Source organism: Bacteroides caccae, assembly GCF_002222615.2.
Classification (GTDB): domain Bacteria; phylum Bacteroidota; class Bacteroidia; order Bacteroidales; family Bacteroidaceae; genus Bacteroides; species Bacteroides caccae.
The window spans coordinates 870,369-897,209 of record NZ_CP022412.2 but is presented as its reverse complement, the minus strand read 5'-3'; the positions used below and the strand labels follow the sequence as shown (position 1 = coordinate 897,209).

14 protein-coding genes are annotated in these 26,841 nt (G+C 39.9%); 2 read left to right on the top strand and 12 right to left on the bottom strand.

The features are described from left to right. Nucleotides 1-642: 642 nt before the first annotated feature. The gene (locus CGC64_RS03510) at nt 643-3,933 is read left to right on the top strand and encodes a glycoside hydrolase family 2 (protein ID WP_005676783.1); all 3,291 of its coding nucleotides are present in this window, start codon (nt 643-645) and stop codon (nt 3,931-3,933) included. A gap of 135 nt (nt 3,934-4,068) precedes the next feature. Here the strand turns inward: CGC64_RS03510 and CGC64_RS03505 are convergent, their stop codons facing one another. The 7 genes from CGC64_RS03505 to CGC64_RS03475 form a co-directional block, all read right to left on the bottom strand. After that, the gene (locus tag CGC64_RS03505; RefSeq protein WP_005676782.1) at nt 4,069-6,306 is read right to left on the bottom strand and encodes a TIM-barrel domain-containing protein; all 2,238 of its coding nucleotides are present in this window, start codon (nt 6,304-6,306) and stop codon (nt 4,069-4,071) included. A 36-nt stretch (nt 6,307-6,342) separates the two neighbouring features. After that, nucleotides 6,343-8,523 carry an alpha-galactosidase gene (locus CGC64_RS03500; RefSeq protein ID WP_005676781.1) on the bottom strand — a complete coding sequence of 727 codons (2,181 nt, stop codon included), beginning with the start codon at nt 8,521-8,523 and terminating at the stop codon, nt 6,343-6,345. A gap of 43 nt (nt 8,524-8,566) precedes the next feature. Next, nucleotides 8,567-11,380 (bottom strand): M60 family metallopeptidase, encoded by a 2,814-nt coding sequence (locus CGC64_RS03495; protein WP_005676780.1) that lies wholly within the window; start codon nt 11,378-11,380, stop codon nt 8,567-8,569. A gap of 95 nt (nt 11,381-11,475) precedes the next feature. Continuing rightward, nucleotides 11,476-12,840, bottom strand: coding sequence for a DUF1735 domain-containing protein (locus tag CGC64_RS03490; RefSeq protein WP_005681966.1), 1,365 nt, complete (start codon nt 12,838-12,840; stop codon nt 11,476-11,478). 32 nt (nt 12,841-12,872) lie between these two features. After that, nucleotides 12,873-14,789 carry a RagB/SusD family nutrient uptake outer membrane protein gene (locus CGC64_RS03485; RefSeq protein WP_032855094.1) on the bottom strand — a complete coding sequence of 639 codons (1,917 nt, stop codon included), beginning with the start codon at nt 14,787-14,789 and terminating at the stop codon, nt 12,873-12,875. A 13-nt stretch (nt 14,790-14,802) separates the two neighbouring features. Next, nucleotides 14,803-18,201, bottom strand: a complete 3,399-nt coding sequence (locus CGC64_RS03480; RefSeq protein WP_005681969.1) for a SusC/RagA family TonB-linked outer membrane protein — start codon at nt 18,199-18,201, stop codon at nt 14,803-14,805. Between the two features lie 40 nt (nt 18,202-18,241). Then, nucleotides 18,242-19,189: a FecR family protein gene (locus CGC64_RS03475; protein WP_005676776.1), complete on the bottom strand. Its 948-nt coding sequence runs from the start codon at nt 19,187-19,189 to the stop codon at nt 18,242-18,244. A gap of 119 nt (nt 19,190-19,308) precedes the next feature. On the opposite strand from CGC64_RS03475, the gene CGC64_RS03470 reads away from it, so the two are divergent. Continuing rightward, nucleotides 19,309-19,857, top strand: a complete 549-nt coding sequence (locus CGC64_RS03470) for an RNA polymerase sigma-70 factor (RefSeq protein ID WP_005676774.1) — start codon at nt 19,309-19,311, stop codon at nt 19,855-19,857. Between the two features lie 105 nt (nt 19,858-19,962). On the opposite strand, the gene CGC64_RS03465 is transcribed toward CGC64_RS03470, so the two are convergent. The 5 genes from CGC64_RS03465 to CGC64_RS03445 all read right to left on the bottom strand — a co-directional run bounded on the left by CGC64_RS03465 (nt 19,963) and on the right by CGC64_RS03445 (nt 26,838). After that, on the bottom strand, nt 19,963-20,736 hold the full coding sequence (locus tag CGC64_RS03465) for a radical SAM protein (RefSeq protein WP_005676773.1): 774 nt from the start codon (nt 20,734-20,736) through the stop codon (nt 19,963-19,965). A gap of 157 nt (nt 20,737-20,893) precedes the next feature. After that, complete coding sequence (locus tag CGC64_RS03460; RefSeq protein ID WP_005676772.1) at nt 20,894-22,138, bottom strand: retropepsin-like aspartic protease; 1,245 nt, start codon at nt 22,136-22,138, stop codon at nt 20,894-20,896. A gap of 181 nt (nt 22,139-22,319) precedes the next feature. Continuing rightward, nucleotides 22,320-23,717 carry a TlpA family protein disulfide reductase gene (locus CGC64_RS03455; RefSeq protein WP_005676770.1) on the bottom strand — a complete coding sequence of 466 codons (1,398 nt, stop codon included), beginning with the start codon at nt 23,715-23,717 and terminating at the stop codon, nt 22,320-22,322. A 3-nt stretch (nt 23,718-23,720) separates the two neighbouring features. Further along, nucleotides 23,721-25,121: a DUF1735 domain-containing protein gene (locus CGC64_RS03450; RefSeq protein ID WP_229127081.1), complete on the bottom strand. Its 1,401-nt coding sequence runs from the start codon at nt 25,119-25,121 to the stop codon at nt 23,721-23,723. Between the two features lie 22 nt (nt 25,122-25,143). Continuing rightward, the gene (locus CGC64_RS03445; protein ID WP_105095006.1) at nt 25,144-26,838 is read right to left on the bottom strand and encodes a PKD-like family lipoprotein; all 1,695 of its coding nucleotides are present in this window, start codon (nt 26,836-26,838) and stop codon (nt 25,144-25,146) included. Nucleotides 26,839-26,841 lie beyond the last annotated feature (3 nt).

The window sequence follows — 26,841 nt, the reverse complement described above, 5'->3', positions numbered from 1 at the left end:
AAACAGTTCTATTACTATGACGAATAGACAATTGATTACTCCTCACTTTTTACTACATTTTTTCACCTTCTTCATATCACTCAATACTAAAGATATACCTTTTTTAAAAAAGGGACATTCAAATTATAAAAAGAGCTGTATTTAAATATCAGCTTATAAGGGAAAAAGAAAAAATGAAGGCATTTGCTAATACAGAAATACGTATTTCCAACACTAAACGACTTTATCGATTAGTATGATTCACATCTAGATATTTTATTTACTAATAAACACTATTTGGATATATAAACTATCATTTTACTACTCCTTTCTTATCCGTTTTTTGATATCAAATAGAAAAAAACAGCTCAAAAAGCACTTGTTTTTTCCTTTTCACCGAGTAAGAAGAGCTTCCTTGGTGAGAAAAGGAGCGACGTACACCGATTATGAAACGATAAGTTCTCATCAAAATATTAAAAATGGAACACTATCATAAAAAATCTCAATAACTCATTCTCTTTTTTTGTTAAAACTGAGGAGTAACCCAATACACAATCGTCATTGTAATAAAGACAGCTTAAATAGTTCAATTCAAGCCAAATAACTGAACTTTAAAGGAAATTGCGAACGAATAAATTGTGTATTAAACAAAACCATAAACCCATGATAAACAAATATCTATTATCATCCTTAGTCTGTATTTTATTTTATACAGCACAAGCACATCCTTCAAGCAAATTGCCCCAATATAATATAATCAATGACTTGTCCTCACTAATCAAGAATATTGCAAATAAAGACATTCAGGATGATATACTATCTCTTACCGGACAATGGGGTGTAAAGTTGGATCCGGACAGTATCGGTGAAAAGCACAACTATTTCAATTCCGGTCATACAACCATGCCGATTCAGCTACCCGGAACTCTTGATGAAGCCGGCTATGGAACTCGCACAGTCGGTTCGGATTATGGTATCCTCACCCGCCGACACAAATACATAGGTCCGGCCTGGTATACACGTGAGTTTGTCATTCCTCAAAATTGGCAGGGAAAAGAAATAACACTTTATCTGGAACGTGTGCTGTGGGAGTCAAAAGTCTGGATTGACGGACGTTTCATTGATACACAGGAAGGATTAGGAACTCCACATTATCATCGTTTAGGAACTTTAAATCCCGGAAAACATCGAATAGCAATCCGTATCAACAACGACATGATATACAATATAGGTGATAAGGGCCATTCATACGGAGAATACACTCAGATTATCTGGAATGGTATCCTCGGAAAAATAGAACTACAATCTTCACCCACACTTTCAATAGACCGGATCAAAGTATATCCCCATACATCTGACAATCGCTTGGATATTTCCTTCGATATACAAAATCATTCAAATAAGACATTGAAAGGAGAGGTTTCCTATACATTGAAAGAAATTGGAAGCAAAAAGAAAATATACGCATACAAAAAAGAAATAAAAGGAGAAAAAGGAATACAACATCACCGGGAAACATTGAATATCCGGCAAGCCGTGAAACACTGGGACGACCTACACCCAAACCTATACCGGTTGGAGATATGTATCACGCAAAAAGGACAATCCCAACTTAAAACGGTTGATTTCGGATTTCGTAATGTTACTGCTTCCCGATCAAAGATTCTAATCAACAACCGACCCGTATTCATGCGAGGTAATCTGGATTGCCTCCATTTTCCCCTTACCGGTTATCCCTCTTGCGACATTCAGGAATGGGAACGTATTTTCCGTATTTACAAATCATACGGACTCAATCATGTGCGTTTCCACTCATGGTGTCCTCCCGAGGCAGCTTTTACGGCAGCCGACCGGATTGGTATTTATATTCAGGCAGAAGTATTATGGATTGACTGGTGGATGTCCGTCGTAAGAAAAGAGCGCCCTGAAATGACCACACGCGGACTGCCGAAAGGATTGGGGCATAATCCAAGTGCAGATAAATTTGTACCGGAAGAACTGCAACGTATGATTGAGGCTTACGGTAATCACCCTTCTTTCACTATGCTTTGTATTGGAAATGAATTAGGCAACTCAAACTTTGATATCATGCAACAATGGATTAAATCTTTGCAAGAAAAAGATCCACGCAGACTTTACGCTATTTCTACCGCCCGAAAGATTATGCCGGCAGATCAATATATGGTCACTCACAACATACCCCAGACAGGCGGTACTTATGGCATAAACGGTTCCGGCACTGACAATGACCGAGAATCTATCTACTCTAAGGCAACAATCCCGATCATCGCCCATGAAGTCGGTCAATATCCAGTTTATCCTCTTTGGAACGAGATAGATAAATATACCGGTGTATTGGAAGCCAGAAATCTTGAAAGCTTACGCCAACAAGCCGTAAAAAATCATATAGAACACCAGGACAGAAAATTCCATGAAGCCAGTGGAGCATTACAAACAATCTTATATAAAGGTTTGATTGAAAATTTACTGCGTACCCCCTCATGTGCCGGATTCCAAATGTTAAGTATGACTGATTATTCGGGACAGGGAGAAGCTTTAGTCGGTTGGTTAGATTCATTTTGGGATTCCAAAGGAATCATCACGCCCGAACAATTCCGATGTTATTCCAACGACATTGTCCCTCTGGCACGTTTCCACAAATATACCTGGCAAACGGACGAGACGTTCAAAGCTCAAATCCAAGTGGCAAACTACAGTGATACAACTCTAATTACACCTACGATATGGACTTTAACCGACGAAACAGGCAAACTGCAACAGCAAGGCAGCAGAGAAGTGCCCTTATCATCCGGAAAAGTAAATCAGGTAGATTCTTTATCTATCGATCTCTCCGAAATTACATCACCGGGAAAATATTACCTCGATGTCACCATTAGCGGCACACCTTATCACAACCGTTGGAGTATTTGGGTATATCCTCCTTATAACATGCCACAAACCAATATCATCATTCACGACAAATTTGATTCGACTGTCATTAGTGCCTTGGAACAAGGAAAGAAAGTATTGTTAGTGGCAGATCAACTCGGGAAAAAGGATAACTCCACCCCTCTTTACTTCACACCTTTGTTCTGGTCTACTTCTTTCTTTCCCGGTCAAAGCAACACCACCCTAGGGGCATGGATAGACAAAGCTCACCCTGCATTCTCGCAATTTCCAACCGACAATTATACTGACTGGCAATGGAAAGAAATAACACAAGGCCGTTCGTTTATCATCAACGAACACCCTCAATTACACCCCATTGTACAACCGGTAAGCGACTTCCATATCAACGACAAACTAGCTTCTATCTTCGAATGTAAAGTGAGCAAAGGCAAATTATTAGTCTGCGGTTACAACCTGAATTTGGATTCACCGGTAGCACGACAACTAAAATACAGCTTATTACATTATATGACACAATCGAACTTCAATCCTTCTTATTCAATAGAAATTGATACACTGAAGAAGATGTTTGCATATACTCCTAAAGCAATGGTTTCCGTTCCTAAAGGATTTGAAAACTCAATTCTTTATATATCATGCGGGAAGCAAATGAAGAATTCCGGTTCTGCTCCTTGGACAGCCACGCTCGACCATACTGAAATACAAGACGAACGTTGTAAATACAAAGTTACTTGTGATAATATCTGGAAAGATGAAAAAGGGACAGCCTGGACAGGCAAAAATATGACAATTGAAATACAAACTCCGGAAGGTATTATTGGAGACTTATATGTAAAATTTGAAGACTGGAATCACCAAAATAGAGCAGGGCTCTTATCAATCGAAGGACGAGAGTCCATTTTAGAAAATCAGAAAGGAAAAGAACGGTGGGTGAAACTATTCATTATGAGAGAAGATACAAATGACGGAAAAATAGTTCTCAAAACCCATACGAAACAAGGAGGTAACCTAATGATTAGCCAAATAGCATTCATAAAACAATAAGTAGTCAATACTCTTACACCAAAGATTTCCAATAAAGAGGGCTCACTTCAATTGAACTGCACCCCAAAAGTTAGACACAAAACTTTTGGGATACAGTTCATTCCCTGAAACAGCCCGACATTATCCACAAAACAATTATCTTACAGTTATTTCAACAGCTTTGCGTATATCAGTAGCTTTCACCGAAATGATAATTCCATTCACGCTACTGTCCACGATTGGTTTAACCGTTTTTCCATTCACTTTAACTTTGGATTTCACATCAACCCCAGGTAGTTCAATACGATAAGCCCTCTTTTGTGGCTGCCCTTTATAATTACCTTTCACGGGATGAACATGGACTGTTACACACCCATTTTCTTTCTTATAAGTCATGTCAGTAGTGGCATAATTGCCATTAGCATACTGCATCGTTAAACCATCATCCTCATACAATGAATATGTATTATCACTTCCTTCACTTCCCGGATAACAACGTATCACAAGTGTAGTTAACGGAGTAGAAGCCATACGTTCAGTATAAGGTTGCATCGGCAAAGGCCAACCGCCCTTCACAAAAACCGGAAACTCTTCCAACGGGCAGCTTACAACGGACGTCTTTCCGCCTTCATATTTACTACCGGTGAAAAGGCTATACCAATCGTCCCCCCTTGGGAACCACACAGATTGGCTCACTATCTTGTCTTTACCACTTCCTGCCTGCGTAATAGGAGAAGCCAAAATTAAATCACCAAAAAGAAATTCTTCTTCGTGTTTATAAGATTCTTTATCGGCAGGATATTCAATATAAAGCCCACGATTCAATGGTAACATATCTGTATGGCACTGACGAACACTACTATAAATGTAAGGCATTAATTCCGAACGCATGTGATAAATACGCCGCATCGCTTTTTCTTCACGTTCTCCCCAAAGCCATGGACGACGATCCATCTTATCACCTACTACAGAATGGATACGTAATGAAGAATTCAGCAGTCCAAACTGTGTCCAACGGGTATATAATTCAGAATCCAGGCCATCGTAAAAACCTCCAATGTCATGCGCCCAGAAAAAACAGCCAGCATTGCCACTGGTAGTAGTCAGTTTTACTTCGAAATTCAACATATTCCAGTTACCGACTGCATCACCGGAAAACTGGATAGGGTGACGGTGATCGCCCCAACCTCCCCAACGAGAAAAGCCTGTTCCACGAAGTTCACCCTGTTTCGAATAATTATAATATATCTCGTTTAACCAAGGTAAATGCTTGGTTGTTGTACCACGCACCACAGGATACGCATAATCTTGTTGCCAATCCAACCACCAGAAAGCAACTCCCATAGAATCACTTTCCTGATGTGCATATCTCATAAACGCGTCCATATACTTCCGGTCACCGGCATCAAAGATAGGGACAGGATCTTTATCTGCATCTATTCCTAATGCCCGGATAAATTCCGGATAAACATCCTCATGAGGACGAATGCCGTCATGTGGATGCTCATTAATTGTTACATAAATTTGTTGATCATGAAACTCCCGGATTAATGCTCCCGGATCGGGTATCAGTTTACGATTCCAACTATATCCGGTCCACCCGCGTGTAAAAGCATGTCCGGTACCAATCTTTCCGTCTTTACGATGCCAATCCATATCAAATACCATAATGTCCAACGGAAAATCATGTTCATGATATCCTTTTACCAAATCACGGTAATCATCTGCCGTATATTGCCACCAACGACAATACCAGGAACCATGCACATATTTACGCGTCATAGGAACTGCTCCGCTAATCGCTTTAAGAGAGCGCAAAGCAGACTTATAATCGTTGCCATAAACAAATAAATATAAATCCTGTACATGGTCCCGATCCCGAACTGACAACCAGCCATTTTTATAAACATCTTTACCTGTATCATTAATCAGATACCAACCGTCACGGCTCAATAATCCTTCCTGAAGAGGAATAGGGCTGCCTATTGCATCAAGTGTAGTGATAGCACCTCCCAAATTATTTCGCTGTTCGTCCGTCATACACCAGCTTTTACGCTTTCCGTCCATTTCAAAAGATACACGTACGTTATTCTGTCCAAAAGGAAAACCATCATTCTCAAATTCAACAGACATCATTGACGTAGAAAATATATACTTCCCATCTTTCTTTTCAACCTTCACATCTACATTTCCGGCCTGACGGTTAACAGCAAACAAAGTAGAATCATCCAAAAACTTTTGATGATTAGCATACTCCATTCGAACCAGATTCTCCGTAATAAAGGTAAAACGACTATTTCCTACTACAATGGGATTATTATCCGCCTTGGCCACCATTCCCAATAGAACAAATAGCCCTGTCATCAAAGTTGTCTTAAAGTTTATTCTTTTCATTACTCAATATTTACTTTTTTACTATTCATTTATAGATTATTCGGCTGTCAACTCCAGCACAACACTTGAGTATTCCTGCCACAAAGGTACAGCAATTCCTGTATTCATAAGTACAGAACCGGAAATCAATTTCCCGTCCAACGAACAAGGTTTCCCAGTGGGAGTAACTTCTCTCAATTTGTAGGTCTTTTGCGGGTCAAGTCCGGCCAAACGTATACGAGGCATTACCTGATTAACGAAATGCTCTATCTTATAAGCAAAAAATACCGCTTTTGTCTGTTCATCGTTCGTATACATCAACGATGCCATCCCTTTACGGTCATAAGGAGAAACCAAACGGTATAGGTTACCCAGTTGTACAATCGAACGAATATCTTTATAAGATTCAATCGATTTTCGTGCAAACGTTTTCTCATCATCCGTCATATTCTTCGGTTGGATTTCCATTCCCAAACGCCCGCTCATGGCTACATCAAACCGAAATTTAAGAGGAAGACGGCGTCCTGTCTGGTGATTAGGCGAAGCACTTACGTGTTGTGCCATTGCATTGGAAGGATAAAAATAAGAAGTACCCCATTGCATATAGATACGTTGCAAAGCATCTGTATTATCACTTACCCAAAATTCATCATTATAAGGCATCACACCATAATTAACGCGACCGCCTCCACCGCCACAAGCTTGAATAACAACCTTCGGATATTTTGCACGGATACGTTCAAGTACCTTAATCAGCCCGCGATGATAATCAATATAAATATGCGACTGCTTATCCTTAGGCAAATAAGTAGAACCATAATTCTTCAGTTCCGTATTGGCATCCCATTTAAGATACGCTATTTCAGGATAGTTTGTCAACAAAGTATCTACGAAATTAAATGCAAAATCCTGTACTTTAGGATTACACATATCCAATAACAACTGTGTTCCTCCACGTCCATAATTGAACGTGCGTCCTTTTACCTGAAGCACCCAGTCGGGATGTTTCTCAAACAACTCACTTTGGCTATTCGTGCTTTCCGGCTCAATCCAGATTCCAAACTTGATGCCATACTTCTTGGCAGTATCCGTCAGTCCCTTTATTCCTTTAGGTAATTTGCGTGTATCTACTACCCAATCTCCCAATGAAGATACATCATTGTTACGAGGATATTTATCTCCAAACCACCCGTCGTCCATAACAAAGAGCTCACCTCCCATACCGGCGATATCACTCATCATCTGATCCATACCGGTTTCATTGACTCCAAAATAAACGCCTTCCCAACTATTGAGTAAAATATCACGTGTACCCCAGCCGTCATGCAATCGATTATTACGTGCCCAACGATGAAAATTACGACTGGCTCCACTTAAGCCTTCCTGTGAATAAGTTATTGCCAGTTTGGGAGTTACAAATACCTCTTTAGGTTCTAATTTATACTCTGAAGCCTCATCATTGATTCCTGCGAAAATATGGTGAACTGAATTATTATCCGTATCAATACGAAACTTATAATTACCACTCCAGCAAAGGGCAGCTCCTACTACACGACCTGTATTTTCATTCGGTTTTCCGTCCAACGACAACATAATTTCCGCATGATCATTCTGCCCATTTCTTGCTCCATCCATATTTTTAATGACTTTCATTCCGGACTCCAACCTTTCAGTAGTCACAAAAGTCTCCGAAGCCCATGAACCATGCATATGGGAAACCCAGACATCATTCTGACTCAAAAGAAAATGTCCTGAATCAAAACGTTTCAACGCTACAGCTTTTTTTTCCGTATGTGAAATTTCCGCCCAAGTCTCTATCATATCTACATTATCATAAGCCTTATAATACAGTTTCACAACGAAAGGATATAATTTATCAACAAGCGTAATCACAGTTTGATGTGCATTCTCTATTATTTGAGTTTCTACACTCTCGGCTACCATATCCAAGGTCCAATCTCCGTTTGCATGTTCCACCTGCAAAGCAGGTGTTTGTGAGCAACTTGTTCCGAACACAGGATAAGCAGGCCGGTTTAACCCATTCCCACTACTATAAATATGAGGAATCTGCCCGGAAGTGATTTTATCCCCTAAATATTGAAAACGTAAACTGTTACCTTTTTCCGCATAAAGAAGGAGAGAGGTTCGGGGAGTGGATATTAGAATATGATTGTCCCATGCCCAAAGGGTATGTAAAGACATAAATAGCAGAGATACAAACAAATACAGTTTCTTCATTCTTCTCGTTTTTAATTGTTTATAAGATTTTCAAACATCATAGTCATTTATTAAATGTAACCTCTATACGCCCTTGAGCAGCAGATACGGCATATACTTTATAAGAATCTTTCCAGGAGGGAACTGTAAACCCATAAGGACGTTCTAATGCATTCACGACATAAACAAGTTCACCATTTTCATTTTCAACTTCATAAGCAACAACATTTTTCCAGTTGTTCAATGTAATCGCACCACCCTCTTTGGAAGATGTACCTGCCTGCACCGGTTTATTTTCAATAAAATAATTCAGGTTATCGTCTGTAATATACTCAAAAGCAGCTGTTTCCTTTTCAAAACCTAACAAATCTATTTTCGCAAGTATTTCATCAATCTGTTTCTGAGTCACAATAATTTTACCATCCCCGTAGTCATCTACTGTTACGTCTACCGGAGTCAGAAATCCCCATTTTCTAAAAAATCCGGTTAAGTCTTTCTCGGCTTTTAAGCAACAGATATATACAAACTCCAGTTGCTGTTCTCCCGCTGTCGGCAAATCAGGGTTTTTCCGGATGTGCTCATAAATCTGTGGATAGAATCCATCCCAACCATTACTTTCTTTTGGAGTAAACCCTTTCACTTTTCCCCAGTAAAGTTCCAACTGCCAAAAAGGAACCAGTTTCATGAAGAAATCTGTTTCTTGAGCATGAGCACGCCTTTTCGCTATAATCTCATCCCAAGCTTTTGTGTACCAGCCTTCCGATTGCAAACGCGAAGTATTGCCCCAAACAGTTGTTTGAATATATTGAGACATAATATTATTTGTCACCTCAGTAAGACCATGCCATTTCAGTCCCGGACGTGTCTGGTTACAATGTCCTATTTCATGAGCAGGTCCCCAACAGCCGGTTGTTTTCAGTCTGTCAGGATTACACAGTTCATCCATCGTATCATCATGATAAGCTGTGTGATAATCGCTGGCATACATAAAATTATGATACATTACATTCAAATACATACGATTCATAAACATACCGCCATATTTCTTCAGTCCCATAAATATCTGCTCCTTTTCTACAATCTCATCATATAAATCAATCAGTTCCTTGCCCCTGTTTCCGGTAGAATTACGCAGACGATTTACCGGAAAAGTCAGATGCGCATAAGTCCCCAATACATCAAAATAGCCACATACCGTATTGTTCAATAATTCCGACCAACGGGAGGCTTCATGTTTATTGCTATCAAAATATCCGTTTACTTTACCCGAAGCAAAATGAATTTTCACCGGTTGCTTGCCTGCCAGTTCTTCTAAAGACGTAGTATGATATATCACATACACAAGTCCTTTGTTTTTCACTTTTATCTTATTGACTCCTGTCGTCAACGGATAAGTATCTCCTCCAAATCCGTCTCCCCCCGGTTTATCCAGATTCTGTATACATATACCCATGTCCTCATTATGCGCATCGGCCACTAATACAACGAGTTCTTGTCCCTGTGCGACGTAAATGCCTGTCGGATTATCAAGCAGACTATAAGCACTGGTCTTATTAATTGCTTTCTGTATATCCGGATGAGGATAAGCCTTAAACTCAGCTATACGAAATTCCCGGGGATACTTCTGACGATACATATAATAAGCTATGTTCTTGAAAAATGAGTAATTGCAGTTTTGAATATCTTCTTCAGTGACACCCGGCTTGAGTTCACTACAACTAGCGTCAGTAAACAATACTGAATAGTCAAAAGGATCGGGATTCTTTTTATAAAACTCCATTTCTGCGCATGAGGCAAAATCTCCTATACCCGAGTTAACCACAATCTGCACAGCAGATACTCCAATCTGAGACATCGGAAAATCAATACGAGCGGCACTGGAAGAACCACCGAGATTTTTCTTGATAACAGTAGTCCACTCATCGGTTCCATAGGTATTGGCATTAGAACGCACGCGAATCTCCACTTCCTTAAACCGACCGTTAGCACCGCCATCTGTACGAGGATAATACACTAAATAATCCATATCAGCACCTTCATCAAAATAATAAGTTAATATTGCAGGCGACTCTTCCGTCACTTTATTATCATTATATGGAGAATGGTAGATTGTGTTCATATCCCCATCGAACGTTTTTTCAATTCCTTCACTGATAGATTGTGCTTTATTGGCCTCACCACGTATAACCTGTACCTTGATATCCTCTTTAATCCCCTCAATGCCGGTAGACTCATAATTATCTTTCATTTTCTCCTGAGTAACTGTCAGCGAACCTGATTCAATTTCTGAGTTCTCATCCTTATCTTTCACCCAAATAGTAGTCTCACGATATTCAGTCGCGTTCAAATCAGCTTTATAAACAAATGTATTTGTCACCATTTCGTGAGTAGAACGGGTTTTAGGTACTACATGTATCCAGTTGCACCCTTCTTCTATTTCAACATTATATTCTATATTAGCAGTTACTTCGAAAGAGAATTCCTCTCCTATCGGAAGTACTTTTATACTTTTCGGTGATACCAGAATAGCTTTTCCCCAGCCTAGTTGTGCCACTTGAATGGTTTCTTTCAACTGAGAAGCAGCTATCTGAATAGAGGTTTTTCGAACATCCTTTTCCGTGTTTTCATCAATATGAATCAAAAGCCGGTCCGACTGCAAATCAACGTGGCACCAAGCTTGACCTTCGGAAGCCACAGAAGCGGACCATTCCACATTGGAGGTTATAGAAATCTCCCTGGTCACAGCGCTCTCACCGACATATACATTTTTACTTCCCACTTCCAATACCGGAGTAATCATCTCCTTCTCGTCTTCACTACCACACGCACAACATACGATAGTGGAACATAATAAAAGAATAGCGAATATATTTTTCATGTTTTATTCTACATTTAAGTTAATGAGTAAAAAAAGACCTGCTTCCACAACGGAATGCAGAAACAGGTCCAATCTATTTTCAATCTAACAAGCAATTATTGTCCGTAGATAATCAAGTCGTCAAGATTGAAATAGCCTTTATCTCCTTGTTTTGCCATTTCTCCATTCGGACCTTTAGTCACACACCAGCGCAAATAAGTAAATGGTTCGTCAGCTTTGAAGAATCCCGATTGATATTTAGTACTCTGTGTTGTCGGCAAACCCTTTTCAATGACTGTCAATTTGTGCCACTGAATCCCATCGTTACTTGTGAACAATTCAATTCTCAACGGAGTTCCATTATTAGTATTTGAACGTGTCCAGTATTCAAACAACAATGTTTGAATGGATTCTTTAAAATGAATCTGGATATAGTGCCCGTAAATAGGGTCAATAACAGAACCACTATAATTGCTATGATAATGTTTGCCGTCACCAACTCCATCGAACAGCCCCGTCAATCCCGTACCATCTCCCTCAACAGTCGCATTGGCAGTCAGCATGCTCAAATTCAGAGGAATGTTTGGTAGAGCATAACAATAGCCTATCAATAGAAGACTTTTCTCCGCCTGAATTTCAAAACGGGGATGCGTACACTTCTTGAGTTTCAAAGGTAGCAGATAATTGCCATTATCTAATTCTGAACGGTCAATAGTAACCTTTATCGTCATACTGTTGATACCCGGTTTAAAAGTTACAATCTTATCATACGTATATGCAGTTTCCGGCAGAAGACTGTAATCTCTTCCGTTCTCTTCATTATATTGACCTACCGCAGTTTCATCAATACCTATCTCACAATCAAACTCCCAATTATTCTGGAACGGGACAGTGATGATTCTTTCAAGTACTACTTTCGCAGGATCACTCTCAGTAACCGTTACTTGCTCAAAATCCACATTCTGGAAAGAGATTGTAGGGGTAGTGACTTCCGGATGAAGCAATAATACCTTCTTCTCCTCATTCACCGTCTGAGTAGACGACAGACTAAACGGCAATGCATACTCGCTATTTTTATCCAATGCGTCAATCTTATCCGAATCAAAAGTTACAGGAAATGTATGAACCAGCTCAGAAGATTCGAATTGAAAATCTTTCTTCTGAGTTGACTGATAACAGTCTGCCGGTAGCATTTTGTAATGAGTATCATTTGCAAGATTGTATTCCTGCAACTCTGCTTCATTCATTAATGTCACAGTAGCGTCCGATGTAGCCGACAGATCACTTCCGGCTTTATAGACGGCTATATTATAAGTAGTAGGCTCACCCACTTTCAGACATTCTACATTTTGTATCCCACTATTTGTAAAATACATGATTGTAGAATAATCATCCAAGAATTCAGTTTTTCCATCATCATCGCAGGCATTCATAGTCAACAACATACCTACCATTGAAAAATATAATAATTGTTTCTTCATATCGTTCATTAATTAGATATTCTTATTTAAGGTTACCATCCATAGTTCTGAGTCAGAATCTTATTTCTGTCCAGTTCTCTTTGTGAGAACGGATATAGATAATGATTGCTTTTGAATACGCGTGTTTCGAATACAGTACGTTTCCAGAATCCGTCCGGAGTTTCATTTGCATTCATTCCTTCTTCTAGCGGACAAGTAGTATCCATACCATACATTGGTCCGTTATCAGTCTGTTCGGCAATCATCCAGGTACGTGTATCAAAATAACGTTGTCTTTCAAAAGCCAATTCCACTCTTCTTTCTTTACGACACAACTCTATCAATTCCTCAGTTGTCGCATTCGGATAAATATCCATAATCGGCTCCATACCGGAACGTTTACGCAAATCATCCCATTTGTCCATTGCTTCCTGCTCATATCCATTGGTAAGAGCAACTCCATACTTTTTACACTCAAGTACTGCCTCTATAAAGTTCAGATATATCTCTCCTAAACGGAATAGCGGGAAAGTAACATTTCCCCATGAACCATTTGCGGAATTCAGCATATGGTCATAGCATTTATTTACCAAATATCCACTCTTCGGATAGTCGTGAGATTTATTTCCATTAGCTCCTTTAGCGAAAGAAGTCATCGTCTTACCACCTTGTCCGTGCAACCAGTAGTTTCCACCGAAAAATACAGAAACGTAAAAACGAGGCTCACGATTTTTATACATATTAGGGGCTTCAATTGAATAATTGGATGCTACCGACCAACCCTTACAAGGATATGTCCAGGTTGACTTTTCAAACTCATCTTTACTATATCCTGATTGTGGATCAATAACAGGAGTACCATCTTGCTCATAACCTAAAATAGGATAACGTCCGTTATTCATAGCATACGCATCTACTTGTTGCTGAGTAGGGCCGATAGAACCATAAGCCGTACCGCCTACACTAGTAGGCACCGTACCCGAACCCCAAGCTTGAAGACTACAATATCTATCTGTCCAAATCAATTCACTGTTCCATGTCTCATGGATGATACCATAATAGTTTTCATACGGGTCATCATTTGCCGAACGGTATAAAGTATAGCTTCCGTCCTCAAATACTTTATGAGCAGCTTGTGCAGCCTCTAACCATTTATTAGCATTATAATCCTGTGGAAAGAGATTCACACCCGACAGTTCGGGAAAATCGGACATAACCGGATTTTTCACATCTTTATATAACTTATTACCATTATACAAATCGCGTGCAGAATATAGTTTCAAACGGGAAATAACAGCATAACAAGTTCCTTTTGAAGCAAGCCCGTAATATGAATCCGGCATTTCAGACTGTTTGTACATATATTGGTTTTCAGCACAAGTTGTCATTTCTTCCGTCACATAATCGACACATTGTTCCCAAGTGTTACGCGGACGATACAATTCTTCGGTTGAAGCCGAAAAATCTAACAATTCATCGCCTATCAAAAATACGGGTCCGTAATCACGCATCAGCAAGAAGTAATAATACGCTCTCGCAAAGCGGGTCTGTACTTTCCACTCTTCAATTTGTTGTTTCGTCAAAATAGGGTCGGAAGAACGATCCACATTTTGCAAGAATATATTGCACTCACGGATTCCCTTGTAATATTTGGCAAACCGGTCATAAGGAACATTGTTTGCATTCCATGAACCAAAATTAATTTTACGATAATCACGGTCCCAAGCTACGGAGAATTCATCAGCAGCTCCGATATAAGGATCATTATCCACATGATTGCTAATATTTTCGTTGGGTAGGAATGACATAGTAGTCAACCAATACTGTCTGATTGTATTCCTTGATTCCCAAATTTTATCAAAAGTAAGCTTTTCATCCTCCTGTCTGTCCAGAAAATCGTTGCAAGAGGAAAAGAGCAAGCCACACGTAGCAGCCAATATATAAATAGTTTTATTCCAAGATTTTTTCATGACTTTTTCTTTTTTAGAAGTTAGCATTAAAACCGACTGTAAATATCTTGTTCAACGGATAACCGGAACCATCACTGCTACCTTTTTCAGGATCCCACAGTTTAAAATTGCTGAATGTCAGCAGATTATTGCCAGACATATAGAACCGCAAGGATTTGATAAAGGTTTTTCCAGTCAGTGACTTCGGAAGGGTATAACCTATCTCAAAATTCTTCAGACGCATGAAACTTCCACTGCGCAACCACCAGGTAGAACTCTGTGAGTTGTTAGAAGCACCTGCACCACCGCTACCATTACTCATACGGGGATATATAACATTTGCATTCTGCTCGGGTGTGTTTGTTGACATCCATACATTTCCATACAAATCCTTATTAATAGCCGCACGTTCCATATTACCAGCAGAAAAAGGAGTACGGATAGAAGAACCATTCAGAGAAAAACTGGTACGCCCCACGCCTTGGAAAAAGATATTAACATCCCAGTTTTTCCATTGAGCCGTTGCCCCAAATCCATAAACTATTTCCGGAAGATTTGTATATCCGATTGCTATCTGATCCTGATTGTCAATAACTCCATCACCATTGATATCCTGATATTTAATATCACCAACACGATATTCACCGAACGACTGTTTCGGACTATTATCAATTTCTTCCTGGTTCTGGAATAATCCCAAAGCAACCAATCCGAAAGGTTGCATGCTACCTCCCTGTCCGAAAGGTTTACCTATACGGTTCTGATATTTATATGCCCAGTCGGGTTCATCATTATTCAGAAGTTTATTACGTGTATAAGTCAGGTTACCGCGAGCTGTAACAAACACCTGCCCAATCTTCTGCGAATATTCAATCGTACCATCAAATCCCTGGTTAAGAGTTTCTCCCACATTGACATAAGGAGTGGTAGAAAGTCCCACGATAGCCGGAAGTCCGGCACGTTGCAGGAAAATACCCGTTCTCTCTTCACGGAAATAATCTGCTTGTACTTTTACTTTATTAAATAAAGAGAATTCTACGCCTACATTCAACTTCAACGCTTCTTCCCAGGATGCATTCAGATTTTCCACTTCACCGATACGAATACCCTGTCCGCCATCATTTCCGTTCTTGCCATAATACCATGAATCACTGCTATTCACAATTGTAGATTCATACACCCAGCGTCTTTGTCCACCAATATCGTCATTACCAACTTTACCGTAAGATCCTTTCAGTTTCAACATATCCACTGTTTTAGTAAACGGTTCGAACCATTTCTCATGAGATACCATCCAACCGGCAGCTACTGCAGGGAAAAATCCGAAACGGTGGCCGCGTGCAAAATTCTCAGAGCCGTTGTATCCAACATTTACTTCTGCAAAATATGTATCTTTGAACGCGTATGTTACACGTCCCGCAATACCCTGATTCTTATAGGGAAGTGAAGAACTACTGTCGCCTGCCTGTGTTTTGGTGTGAATCTTCTGATTGTAAAGGAACAAAGCGCCTACTCTATGCTTTTCATTAAACAAACGATTATAGTTCAACGAACCTTCCAGATAACGGGTCATTGTTCCGTCCCGACCAATAGCATAGCTGAGTTGTTCGTCTCCCTGATGTACAGGATCCCAAATACCGTCTTCATTGTTATCATCATATCTGAGGCTTCCGTCAGCATTTCTTCCACGCGCATGATACCAAGTTACCGATTTGCTGCGGCGTTGAAGAGTTGTATTCCAAGCATCCCAAGAGAACTTGATATTTGCAGTCAATCCTTGCAAAGGTTCCCACAACTTACCAATATCCTGAGTAATTCCAATCAAAGATTGTGCAGAATTCCAGAATTGTTCACGATAACCGGAATGTGCCAGCATATTCCATGGGTTCGCACCCGAATCGGTAGACGGACCGGATATAACTCCATCCGAATATTCAGACGGGAAAGCATTGGGACTAGTCATAAAAGTATAAGACCAGATACTTTTATCATCATCTCCATAGCCCGGGCCAAATGATTTCTCATAAATATTTGCCAAATTCAAATTCAAAACCGTACTCGGAGTTACGTTCAAGTCTATATTAGCACGGAAATTAAATTTGTTGTAACGCAAAGAAGAATTATATCCATAAATATTACCCGCATTCTTATAAATAGAATTTTCATTATAGAAAGAACCGGCCACGTAATATCTCACAATATCACCTCCTCCGCTTATATTCAGGTTCACACGTTCGCTTTCTGCCATATCATCGAACAATGTATCAAACCAATTTACGTTTGGAAACAGGTCGGGATCTGAATTTTCCCTATATCTACGAATATCCTCAGGAGAATAATATTGAGTTTGGAAAGCCTCATTGTACAACTCAGCCCATTCTGCCGAGTTTACCATTTCGGGTCTTTTCGTCGGACTGGTAAAACCAAACTCCGTACGTACATTAATAGACGGTTTACCTTCCTTTCCTTTTTTCGTTGTAATCAGAATTACCCCGTTTGCTCCACGTACACCATACACAGCTGATGCAGAAGCATCTTTGAGAATAGAGAAAGAAGCAATATCATCCGTGTCAACAAGGTCCAAGTCACGTTCGATGCCATCTACCAACACCAACGGAGTGGAAGTTCCTTTAAAAGAGGAGACACCACGGATATAAAAATCGGCTGCACTATTTTTACCCGGCTCTCCTGAACGTGTAACAGCCACTACACCAGACAACTGTCCGGCCAGAACGTTTGAAATAGATGAACCCGGAACTTTCAAGTGGGAAATATCCAACGTAGAAATAGCCCCCACAACACTTTCTTTTTTCTGATTGCCATACCCTACAACCACTACTTCATCCAATACCTCCGTATCAGGGGCCAGCACTACATTAATCACTTTCTGATCCCCAATCACAATTTCCTGCTTCTTCATACCTACATAGGTAAATTCGAGTACACCACCAACTCCTTCAACAGTAATTGAATATTTTCCATCCAGATTGGTAACAGCACCGGCCGAACTATTCTTCAACCATACACTGGCCCCGATAATCGGTTCCTTAGTTTCCGAATCAACAATAATTCCCGTTATCGTGCGCTTCTTTTGCTGCTGTGCAACACTTACCGGACTACTAACCTTGAAAACAACCTCTTTACCATTAATAATAAAATTTACATTACTTCCTGCAAACAATTCTTTCAATACTTCATCAATTGTACCTTTACAGCTAATATCCTTTTTCGAAGTATCTTTCAAGTCACTATCTTTATAAAAGAAAGTATAATCACTCGTTTCTTCTATATACCGGATAGCCTCCTTGAGAGAGAACTTTCCCTTTATCTGGATATCCCCTTGTGCTGCTAACATCACAGTTGGCCATAATAATAAGAGTAATACGAGATAGCTCAAATACCGCTGTCGATACAAAAAAATACATTTTTTCATGTTCTCATTTTATTAGATTAGACATATAGTTTATTAAAATTCAATTTCTGATAATGATTGTGTTACCTACTCTTTCTTCTTTCAAATTCATAAGGAAACAGATTTTGAGAATAATATCATCCAACGCTTCCTCCTGACGAATGGTACCACTGAACGGAGAAGTTTCGTCCTTACCTTCATACACTATATTAGCATGATACATCTGATTAATGATAGAAATGAGGCGGTTAAGCGGCATAGCGTCAAACTTGAATTTACCATCCTGCCATTCTATATTTTCAATCTTCCGTATTCCTATTTCCGCATTAACTGAGTTATAAAAAATCTTTTCCATGGGCTTCATTACTATCTGTTTGCCGGTCGCCTCTACATTAAACTCAACACAACCGTTGAACAGCGTAATCTCATTATTTCCCGCTTCTTTTTTATCTACTAGAAACCGGGTACCTTTTACTTCGATAAAGGCTTTATCAATATAAACTTTGAAGGTGTTCCCATGCTGCTTACGTACATGGAACATGGAACTACCCTCCAACCATACTCTTCTGTCTTTATTGAAGTTCTTGGCAAAACGAATGGAACTATTCGGATACATCCATACTTCAGAACTATCGGGCAACTGATACAACATATTTCGGGTGGCTACTACCTCAGCAAATTCTTCTTTAACGAAGAAATCACTATTCACATAAAAAAGCCAACCTCCCAAAACTGCGACTAAAGCCACACAGGCTACTGCCAACGGATAATAGAACTGTCGAATTGACTTACGTTTCGAACGTACTTTATATTCTTTGACTATTTTAGCCCAAATATAATCTCCGATTTCCGGATCTACTCTTTCCGAGTTTTCCGCTATCGGATTTTGTTCCTCCCATTGCACTTTCATTTTGCGCTCTATCATATCTATTTCGGACAGATCCTTTAATTCGTCTTTTTTCAGTCTGTCTGAAAATAATTTTCTAATTAATTCACTTTTATAACTCATTACTTTTCTCTATTATTTGTTATTCTATTATTAAATACACATCAAAAATTGGAGACCCTGGTGAAAAAGCAATTTTTTTTTTAGAAAGTATTTAGCTAATTTTGTCCCAAAAAGATAAAATGATATCTAAAGAGTTGATTAGAAGGTTTAAAAATGGAGATGAAGATGCTTTTTCATTTCTATATAAACATTACTGGGAAAAGGTCTATGGCTTTACCCGGCTTTATCTAGTTTCTTCTGAAGATATCGCAGAAGTGGTACAAGAGGTTTTCATCAAACTCTGGGAAGCAAGACATCTGATAGATGAAGAGCAGCCTTTTGAAGGGTTTCTTTTTATCATTACCCGTAATATGATTTTTAATTATTCACGCAAAAAATTAAACTACTCATTTCTGAAAGTTACTGTTCTACAAGCAATGGAACAAGAATATGAAGAAGAAAATAAGTTGGAATTATCCGATTTAAAAAAGTATCTTTCAGTACTAATATCACAATTACCTCCACGGCAGCAAGAAATCTTTCGCATGAGCCGGGAGCAAAACTTAACCTATAAACAAATTGCCGAGCAATTGTCTATCAGTGAAAAAACTGTAGAATATCATATGGGATTGGCATTAAAATACTTACGAAAAAATCTCTATTTGCTTTCTCTGTTTTTGTCTGTTTAAACACAATAAATACACATTAATTCCTCCAATCAATCTTGATTGAAGGAATCCTGATAATATCATTGATAATTGAAAAATTCTGTTGGTATGCTTTCTGTTTTATAATTAATAAGAAGCTGTTGCCGGAATGCCGGCTTTCTTAATCAATTCTACAATCCGGTCCAACTCTTCGTGAGTTGCCTTCTGCAAATCATGATCAGGGGTTTCACGGTCAATCGTGTAAATCATCACTTGCCGGGGCGCGATTTCTTTTACCGCCTCCAACCAGGGAAGTACAAACTTATCTGAGGTATTATCCATATCCTTTCCCAGGTAACTCCCTTTGAGAAACATAGTTTGAATGATACAGTTTCCTTTGAATTCTTTCATCTTCTCGATAATCTTCTTTACAGAATATTTTCCATTCGGACGATCTAACCGGTGAATGTATTCTTCATCCACTGTATCAAGTTTCAAGATATTATTATCTATCTTATTCAGTGCATCAAATACAGCAGGGCGGTCGATAAATGTAGAATTACTTAATACACTGACTTTCGCTTTCGGAAAATACTTGTCCCGAAGTGCAAGAGTATCGTCTATGATTTCCGGGAAATGGGGATGTGCAGTCGGTTCACCATTTCCGGCAAATGTCAGTACATCGGGAGCAGGACCATTTGCCTGCATATCTTTTAGTTTTTCTTCAAGGGCTGTACGAACCTCTTCACGGGTGGGAAGAAGCTTCTTTGTACGATGCTCGGCATTGAAGCCGCATTCACAGTAAATGCAATCGAACGAACAAACTTTACCGTCGTCCGGTAATAAATTTATTCCCAAAGAAACACCCAAACGGCGGGAATGAACAGGACCGAAAATGGGTGAAGGAAAAATTACAGTCATCTTTTTATTGTTTAATTAGCTACAACAAAGATAACTCAAAAAACTCCAGGTTATTAATTCTATTGAACATTTTTTAATGATGTTCTTCATTCGACCGGTATACTTCCGCAAAACATTCCCCTGACTATAACTGCACTGCCATTACTGAAAGAATGCCTTACTTTAACTTCTTACGAGGAGACAGGTGTACTACTTTTCTCAATAAGTCGATCGTAAAATTGAAATCACTGAAAAACTGTATACCTATCGATCCGTCTACATCGGTATGATTTGAAGAATCACCGCCCGTTGAAGCTTGAAGAGTGACAGGTACATTTTTGCTCACTACACTGCCTACTTTTAATGAACGTGCATGACCATAAAAAACTGGTGTTGAATGCCCCAAACTCACTGTCGCCCCACTTCCCTCGGGTTTGAATCCGCTCAGTAACAGCCTGTTTTGACGAACAAACCGACTAAAAGCTATCAAATAATAATTAGCTCCCGTATCCATTATAAAATTACCCGAAATACTTTTATCCCCGGTCAGATTCAATGCGGAAGGTAACATGATAAGGCTCGGTACCCTAAGGGGGATCATACGTCCTTTCCTCTGAAAGATATAATCACCGAAGGTATAAAGCGAAATAGTTTGCGTATCAAAATTCACTTCAGTGATATATTTTCTTATCAGATTCAGCCCGATGATGCCATCCGTACCGTTACGCACCCTCTCGAAAATTGCAATATTCTGCTTTTTCAATGATAAACTGTCCGACAGACGAAGTACATTATCGGCAGATATCTGCACCGTTTTCCGTCCGCCTACAACACTCGCTTCTTGCGAATGACTGACTTTCAGCCCTATGCTATCTGCCAACGAACGGCGGATAGCCATTCCGTCAGCTCCCGTATCAAGCAAGAATGACATCACCCAGGGGCTATCGTTCAAGCGGGCAGACAAAATGATAGAGCCACCCTCTATCCGAAAAGGCAGAACGGCTGCCAACGATGATTTCCGGTAACGGCTATCACCGAACAGCCGGTCGAAATAATCGACAAAAAGGATTTTTCCGGACTCATTGAAAGCTATCATGCTCTTCTCTTCCTGTCCGCCGGCCAATGTGAAACGGACCTCCAGACTGGTGACGTTTCCCTTTGTTTTCATCCCCTTCCAGTCGGGTTGGATAGATTGGAAAGTTATACCTTCCATAATCTGTTTCAACAAACCGGATGCAAAGGGCAACGAATAAATGCTGATAGAAAATTCGGGAGCAAAACTCTTTTGTGCAACAGCGATTTCTTTTGTTTTCAAACCGTCTTCCATGTGTTTCAAAGCAAGACGGATGCTGTCTTGATCCGCTTTTCCGTTTGCTGTCAACGGAAAGAACAGAAAGCATATAATTATTTTCAAGTATTTCATAGTCTATTACATTGAAAAAAGGGTACTGAAGGCTATGTATTGGACATATAGATACAACGCGCTGGACATATAGATACAACATGTTGGGTATATATGGCCAACAAACAGGATATATATACCCAACAACTCTGCTATCAATACCCATTGAAGTGCCTGTATATCAGCCTATTGATAATATCGTTTATTTTTTCAATGCGTCGTTCAACACTGCCCGTATCTCGGAAGAAGAAGGACGCGGAGCATCCATATAAAGCAGACTGCCGTCTTTGCCAACCAGCATAAAACGAGGAATACCTGTTATCTTATAAGGTTTGGACAATGCAGGTCCTGCCATGTCTCCGGCAAAAAGCTGTACACCGGGAAGCTGTTCTTTTATCACGAAGTCCTTCCATTTCTGGATATTTTTAGACGCATCGACACTAATCCCCATAAATACAATATCTTTATTGTCTTTATATTCGGCTTCCAGTGCTTTCATAGCCGGCATCTCCTTTTTACACGGACCGCACCAGGTAGCCCAGATATCAATATAGACAACCTTGCCACGAAAATCGGAAAGAGAAATATCATTTCCTTCCGCATTAGGGAACGTCAAATTAATGATTTCTTTCTTCTCCATACTCTCTCTAAAGTTATCTTCAATACGTTGCCAACGCTCTTTCTGACTGTCGGTGATGAGGAAACTGCCATATTCTTTCTTATATTGTTCCAATCCCACCTGTGTCTTGCTCATTCCGCTGAACATTAACGCTATTTCTCCTTTAATAGTATCATTACTAATCATCCCAATGTCTTCTTTCAACATAGCCGAAACGGGATTCTTTCGTTTCTCTCCGGCTGATGAGGAATCAGATACCATGGACTTGAGCATATATGCATTGACAAATAAACGCAATCCGTTGGGATAATTGAGAATGCCTGCAGTACGGGCGATAGCAGGAATATCTATCTGCCGGTAATAATCAATAAAATCCTCCTTCTGCGGATGTGCTGTCCTTACCGTATAAATGAACTGTACAGCATTGAACAGCAAATCATACTTACGAAAATCAGCAAACGTAGTGTCGAAAACCTTATTCTTTGTTTTCTTCACTTTATAAGAACCCAATTTATCCAGTTTCTCTTCCAACAGCGGAAAGAAGTCTACATACGTACTGTGTTTTCCCATAAAATACACAGCTTTATCTTCCAGAGGAAAAATAAAATCATGCCAGCGGACCATTTCCTTGTTCTCTGCCGTATTCTCTTTTCCTATCAGTTCATAACTTTCGGGCAATATCCGCACATTCAATGGGTCGCCCGGCTTCATATAAAATATATAGCGATTCTGAAAAACGGAAGAGGAAGTACCCAACACGAAATAACCTTCCTTCTCCGGGGTAAACGTCATCCGGAAACTACCGTCTTCTCCTAACGCAGAAGTGGCCACTTCCGACAAGTTACCGCCTTCTACAATCTTGAACATTTTGACTGCTTTTGTTTTACCCCTTTCCCACACGCCACTGACAGTAGATGTTTGGGCAAACAAACTTCCTGCACAGATAAACGCAGGAAGGATCATTAATAATAATTTTTTCATGGATTATTCATTTTGAGTATATATATAAAAATCTTTGCAAGAATAGTACTTCGATTTAGCTACCATATTATTCAGTCCGATATAGCGGGCATTCACAGGTTCGGCAAACTTGAAGTACATGTGTTCGCATCGGCTGGGAAGTGCTATTGAACCGAGGCTCACCGAAAGACGGGTAGCATTATAGAGTTCCTCTCCGGCATAAGACAAGTCCATGCTTGCAGGAGACATCGAGCTATTGTTCGCCCTGAGATATATTCCGGTGATATTGCGAACTTCATGTCCCAAATCGATTGTGACACTGGCCGGAACATCCAATACCCAGAAACCTCCTTCGAACATACTTTCCCAACTGCCTTGAGTAAATTTATATTCTTCCGACAGGGCTTTATAACCGCTCCTTTCTGTCTGTCGCACACCAAACGCAGTATCATCGCTTTCAAGCGTGTACCCACCGGATACCGAATTCACTACCAGATAATATACATCTGTACGCATAGTCTTGACAGGCTCTACCGCACCCGGTGACGTAACCGATTTTATCTTTATGGGGACAAGATAATTATCACCCGCAAACTGCGACGTCTCTCCCTTATAGGCGATATGTCCCGTAGCCGTTGTACTGCCGGCCGGTAACGCAACATCGGCCAATTCCCAGTCACTCACGGCAAGGGTTTTGAAAGCTGTCCCATATTTGCTATTGAAAGCTGCTACCAGACTATTGTCTACTTCCAGCCCGATATTTATATCATTGTCTGACGCAATATAAGCCATAAGCGGCAGATCGTATCCGGTGAAACTTTCGTTTCCTGCAACCATCACACTGTTTTTGCCTTCTTCAAATCCCACACCGTTCTCCTGTGTCACATCCAACGTCAGATAAGAGACTCTTTTACTGTAATCTACTTGTGCATCATAGCCCGAAGCCGAAGTGATACGCACCGGCATGATGTATCCGTCCATACTGGTAAACCCGTCCAAAGGCCGGGTCAAGGCAACGGTAAGTGTATCTGCAGATTCCATACTTCCCTCGGGAATGGTCAGGGTCGATTTATTCAACCTGATCCAATTACTTGCAAACCGGTGATAGGATGTTTCATTTTTCTTATTGTATACATCTACCAACAATGTATCAATAGTAACTTTCACCGTCAAATTGCCACCTGCCGGAGAAGTACAATTGACTACCAGTTTGGCAACCAATGTATCCATATTGGCAACCTTACCTTCTACTGTACGTTGGGCATTGAAAGCAAGTGAAGCATACTTATCGCTGATAAATACTTTGTTGGAAGCTTCAGCAGCTGTCTGTTTCTCATAATTGTTGATGTCATCCGTGCATCCTGCAAAAAAGCTGCATGAACTGCAAGTCACCAGTAACAGACATATTATTTTTCTAAGTTTCATATTTTTCATCTTTCTAAATCGTTTAAGGTTTATAATCCATATCTACTATCTTTCCAAAACCTTTCCACGACATCTCTATCGTTTCATCATCATTCACCTCGTGCGTCGCTATGGTAAGTGCGCCGGAAGAAGCATTCGACATGGAATAGAAGTCTATTCTGCCTCCTTCATCCTTTCCTAAGGAACTGTTGTAGGTAGCAATTCCCAGATATTTACTACTTGTACTGGGAATCATAAACTTTAAAGCGGTTATTTCATTATAACCTTCGGGAAGAACTGCATCCGTTATTTCTCTAACCACCGCATTGCTACCCGATACATCGGCATAAAACACCCGGTTATCTTCAGTCGCATAGTAGATAAACGCATTGTTGGGTTCGGGAGCGGCAGCAATAAATTTGGCATGGTCAATGCCGGTAGATGCATCAAATATACACGTTCTCAATTTATTATCTTTCGTCACCAAAGCAGTAGTGTTAGACGGCAAACCGTATTCAATATATCTGAATGTACCGTTACTTTGTTTCAGAAAAGCAAAAGAGGTCATCTTTGCTATACTCGTATAGCGTTCGCCCATATACAACAACCCCTCATTCTTATCATCAAAGTTAAAAATATGGTCGGAAGACTCATCCAGAAAATCTTCGGTAAAAAAGAACGATGTGCTGAAATCATTGGAAGAACGGTATGTAGTCTGGCAACTGAACTTATTTTGTTCCTGATCGAAAAACAATGTTATTCTGTTACCACACGATATAAACGGAGCAGGTTCGTAACGTTCACTATCGTATACGGTATTCCCCGTACGATAGGCATTCATCGGATAGGAAAAGAAGTAGTAGACAGGATAAGTGTTATGCAAATACCAATTTCCCTGTCCGTTATCATCTTTCACATATACATATACATGCGGTTTTATACCACCACTTGTAGAAAAATACCCCACTTTCATCTTCTCCGCAACAATAGGCTGCCCAGTCGATACATATTCCTGATGAAGAGGCGAACCGTTCTCCACTGAATTGGATATATCATACGAAGAATCCCAACTGAAATCAGCCACTTTCAAACGTGTCGTATAATGGTCGGTCAGCAAGTAAACCGAACGGTTGGAACCATCCGGCTGATATGGATGAGGAGCAGTGGGATCAGCAAAGATATTGAGCTCATAAGGTTTTACCCCTTCACGCTGCAGGGAAGGTGCGGTAGAAGCCAGTATATTATACTTCGGTATATATTGATTCTGAGAATTCTGAACGACCATTCCCATATCAAATCCGTCTTCTTTCTCATACAATAAGACATATCCCTTATTGAAAGTTCCCGATACTCTTATACTGAAAATTTGTCGGTAAGCAATATCCGTCACTTTGTTTTTTGCTTCGAAGGCACAAGTATAAGTACTATTCGGAGATCCGATAGGATCGGCTATAACAAAATCAAAGTCTTTACCCTCCTGCAATACATTCCATGCAGAACCGCTTTTATAATACCACGTATAATCCAAATTATCCATATTGCCCGAAGTAGTATTGAGTTCAGGAGTAATCAACAACCGTTCTCCTACTTCCACTGAATAGCTCTCCTGAATATTAGCAATTTCTGTCACCCGATTGATTGCTTCATAGTCATAATTGCCCTTGTCTTCATTGCATGCAAACAGAGACAGTATTCCGGCACATACAATTATTATCCGTAAATCTATTATATATTTCATATC

Bases quoted from the DNA above. Each gene is read 5' to 3' on its own strand.
- CGC64_RS03510 (WP_005676783.1), top strand. From the start codon at position 643: ATGATAAACAAATATCTATTATCATCCTTAGTCTGTATTTTATTTTAT.
- CGC64_RS03465 (WP_005676773.1), bottom strand. From the start codon at position 20,736: ATGACTGTAATTTTTCCTTCACCCATTTTCGGTCCTGTTCATTCCCGC.
- CGC64_RS03490 (WP_005681966.1), bottom strand. From the start codon at position 12,840: ATGAAGAAACAATTATTATATTTTTCAATGGTAGGTATGTTGTTGACT.
- CGC64_RS03470 (WP_005676774.1), top strand. From the start codon at position 19,309: ATGATATCTAAAGAGTTGATTAGAAGGTTTAAAAATGGAGATGAAGAT.
- CGC64_RS03485 (WP_032855094.1), bottom strand. From the start codon at position 14,789: ATGAAAAAATCTTGGAATAAAACTATTTATATATTGGCTGCTACGTGT.
- CGC64_RS03445 (WP_105095006.1), bottom strand. From the start codon at position 26,838: ATGAAATATATAATAGATTTACGGATAATAATTGTATGTGCCGGAATA.
- CGC64_RS03455 (WP_005676770.1), bottom strand. From the start codon at position 23,717: ATGAAAAAATTATTATTAATGATCCTTCCTGCGTTTATCTGTGCAGGA.
- CGC64_RS03475 (WP_005676776.1), bottom strand. From the start codon at position 19,189: ATGAGTTATAAAAGTGAATTAATTAGAAAATTATTTTCAGACAGACTG.
- CGC64_RS03480 (WP_005681969.1), bottom strand. From the start codon at position 18,201: ATGAAAAAATGTATTTTTTTGTATCGACAGCGGTATTTGAGCTATCTC.
- CGC64_RS03495 (WP_005676780.1), bottom strand. From the start codon at position 11,380: ATGAAAAATATATTCGCTATTCTTTTATTATGTTCCACTATCGTATGT.
- CGC64_RS03460 (WP_005676772.1), bottom strand. From the start codon at position 22,138: ATGAAATACTTGAAAATAATTATATGCTTTCTGTTCTTTCCGTTGACA.
- CGC64_RS03500 (WP_005676781.1), bottom strand. From the start codon at position 8,523: ATGAAGAAACTGTATTTGTTTGTATCTCTGCTATTTATGTCTTTACAT.
- CGC64_RS03505 (WP_005676782.1), bottom strand. From the start codon at position 6,306: ATGAAAAGAATAAACTTTAAGACAACTTTGATGACAGGGCTATTTGTT.
- CGC64_RS03450 (WP_229127081.1), bottom strand. From the start codon at position 25,121: ATGAAACTTAGAAAAATAATATGTCTGTTACTGGTGACTTGCAGTTCA.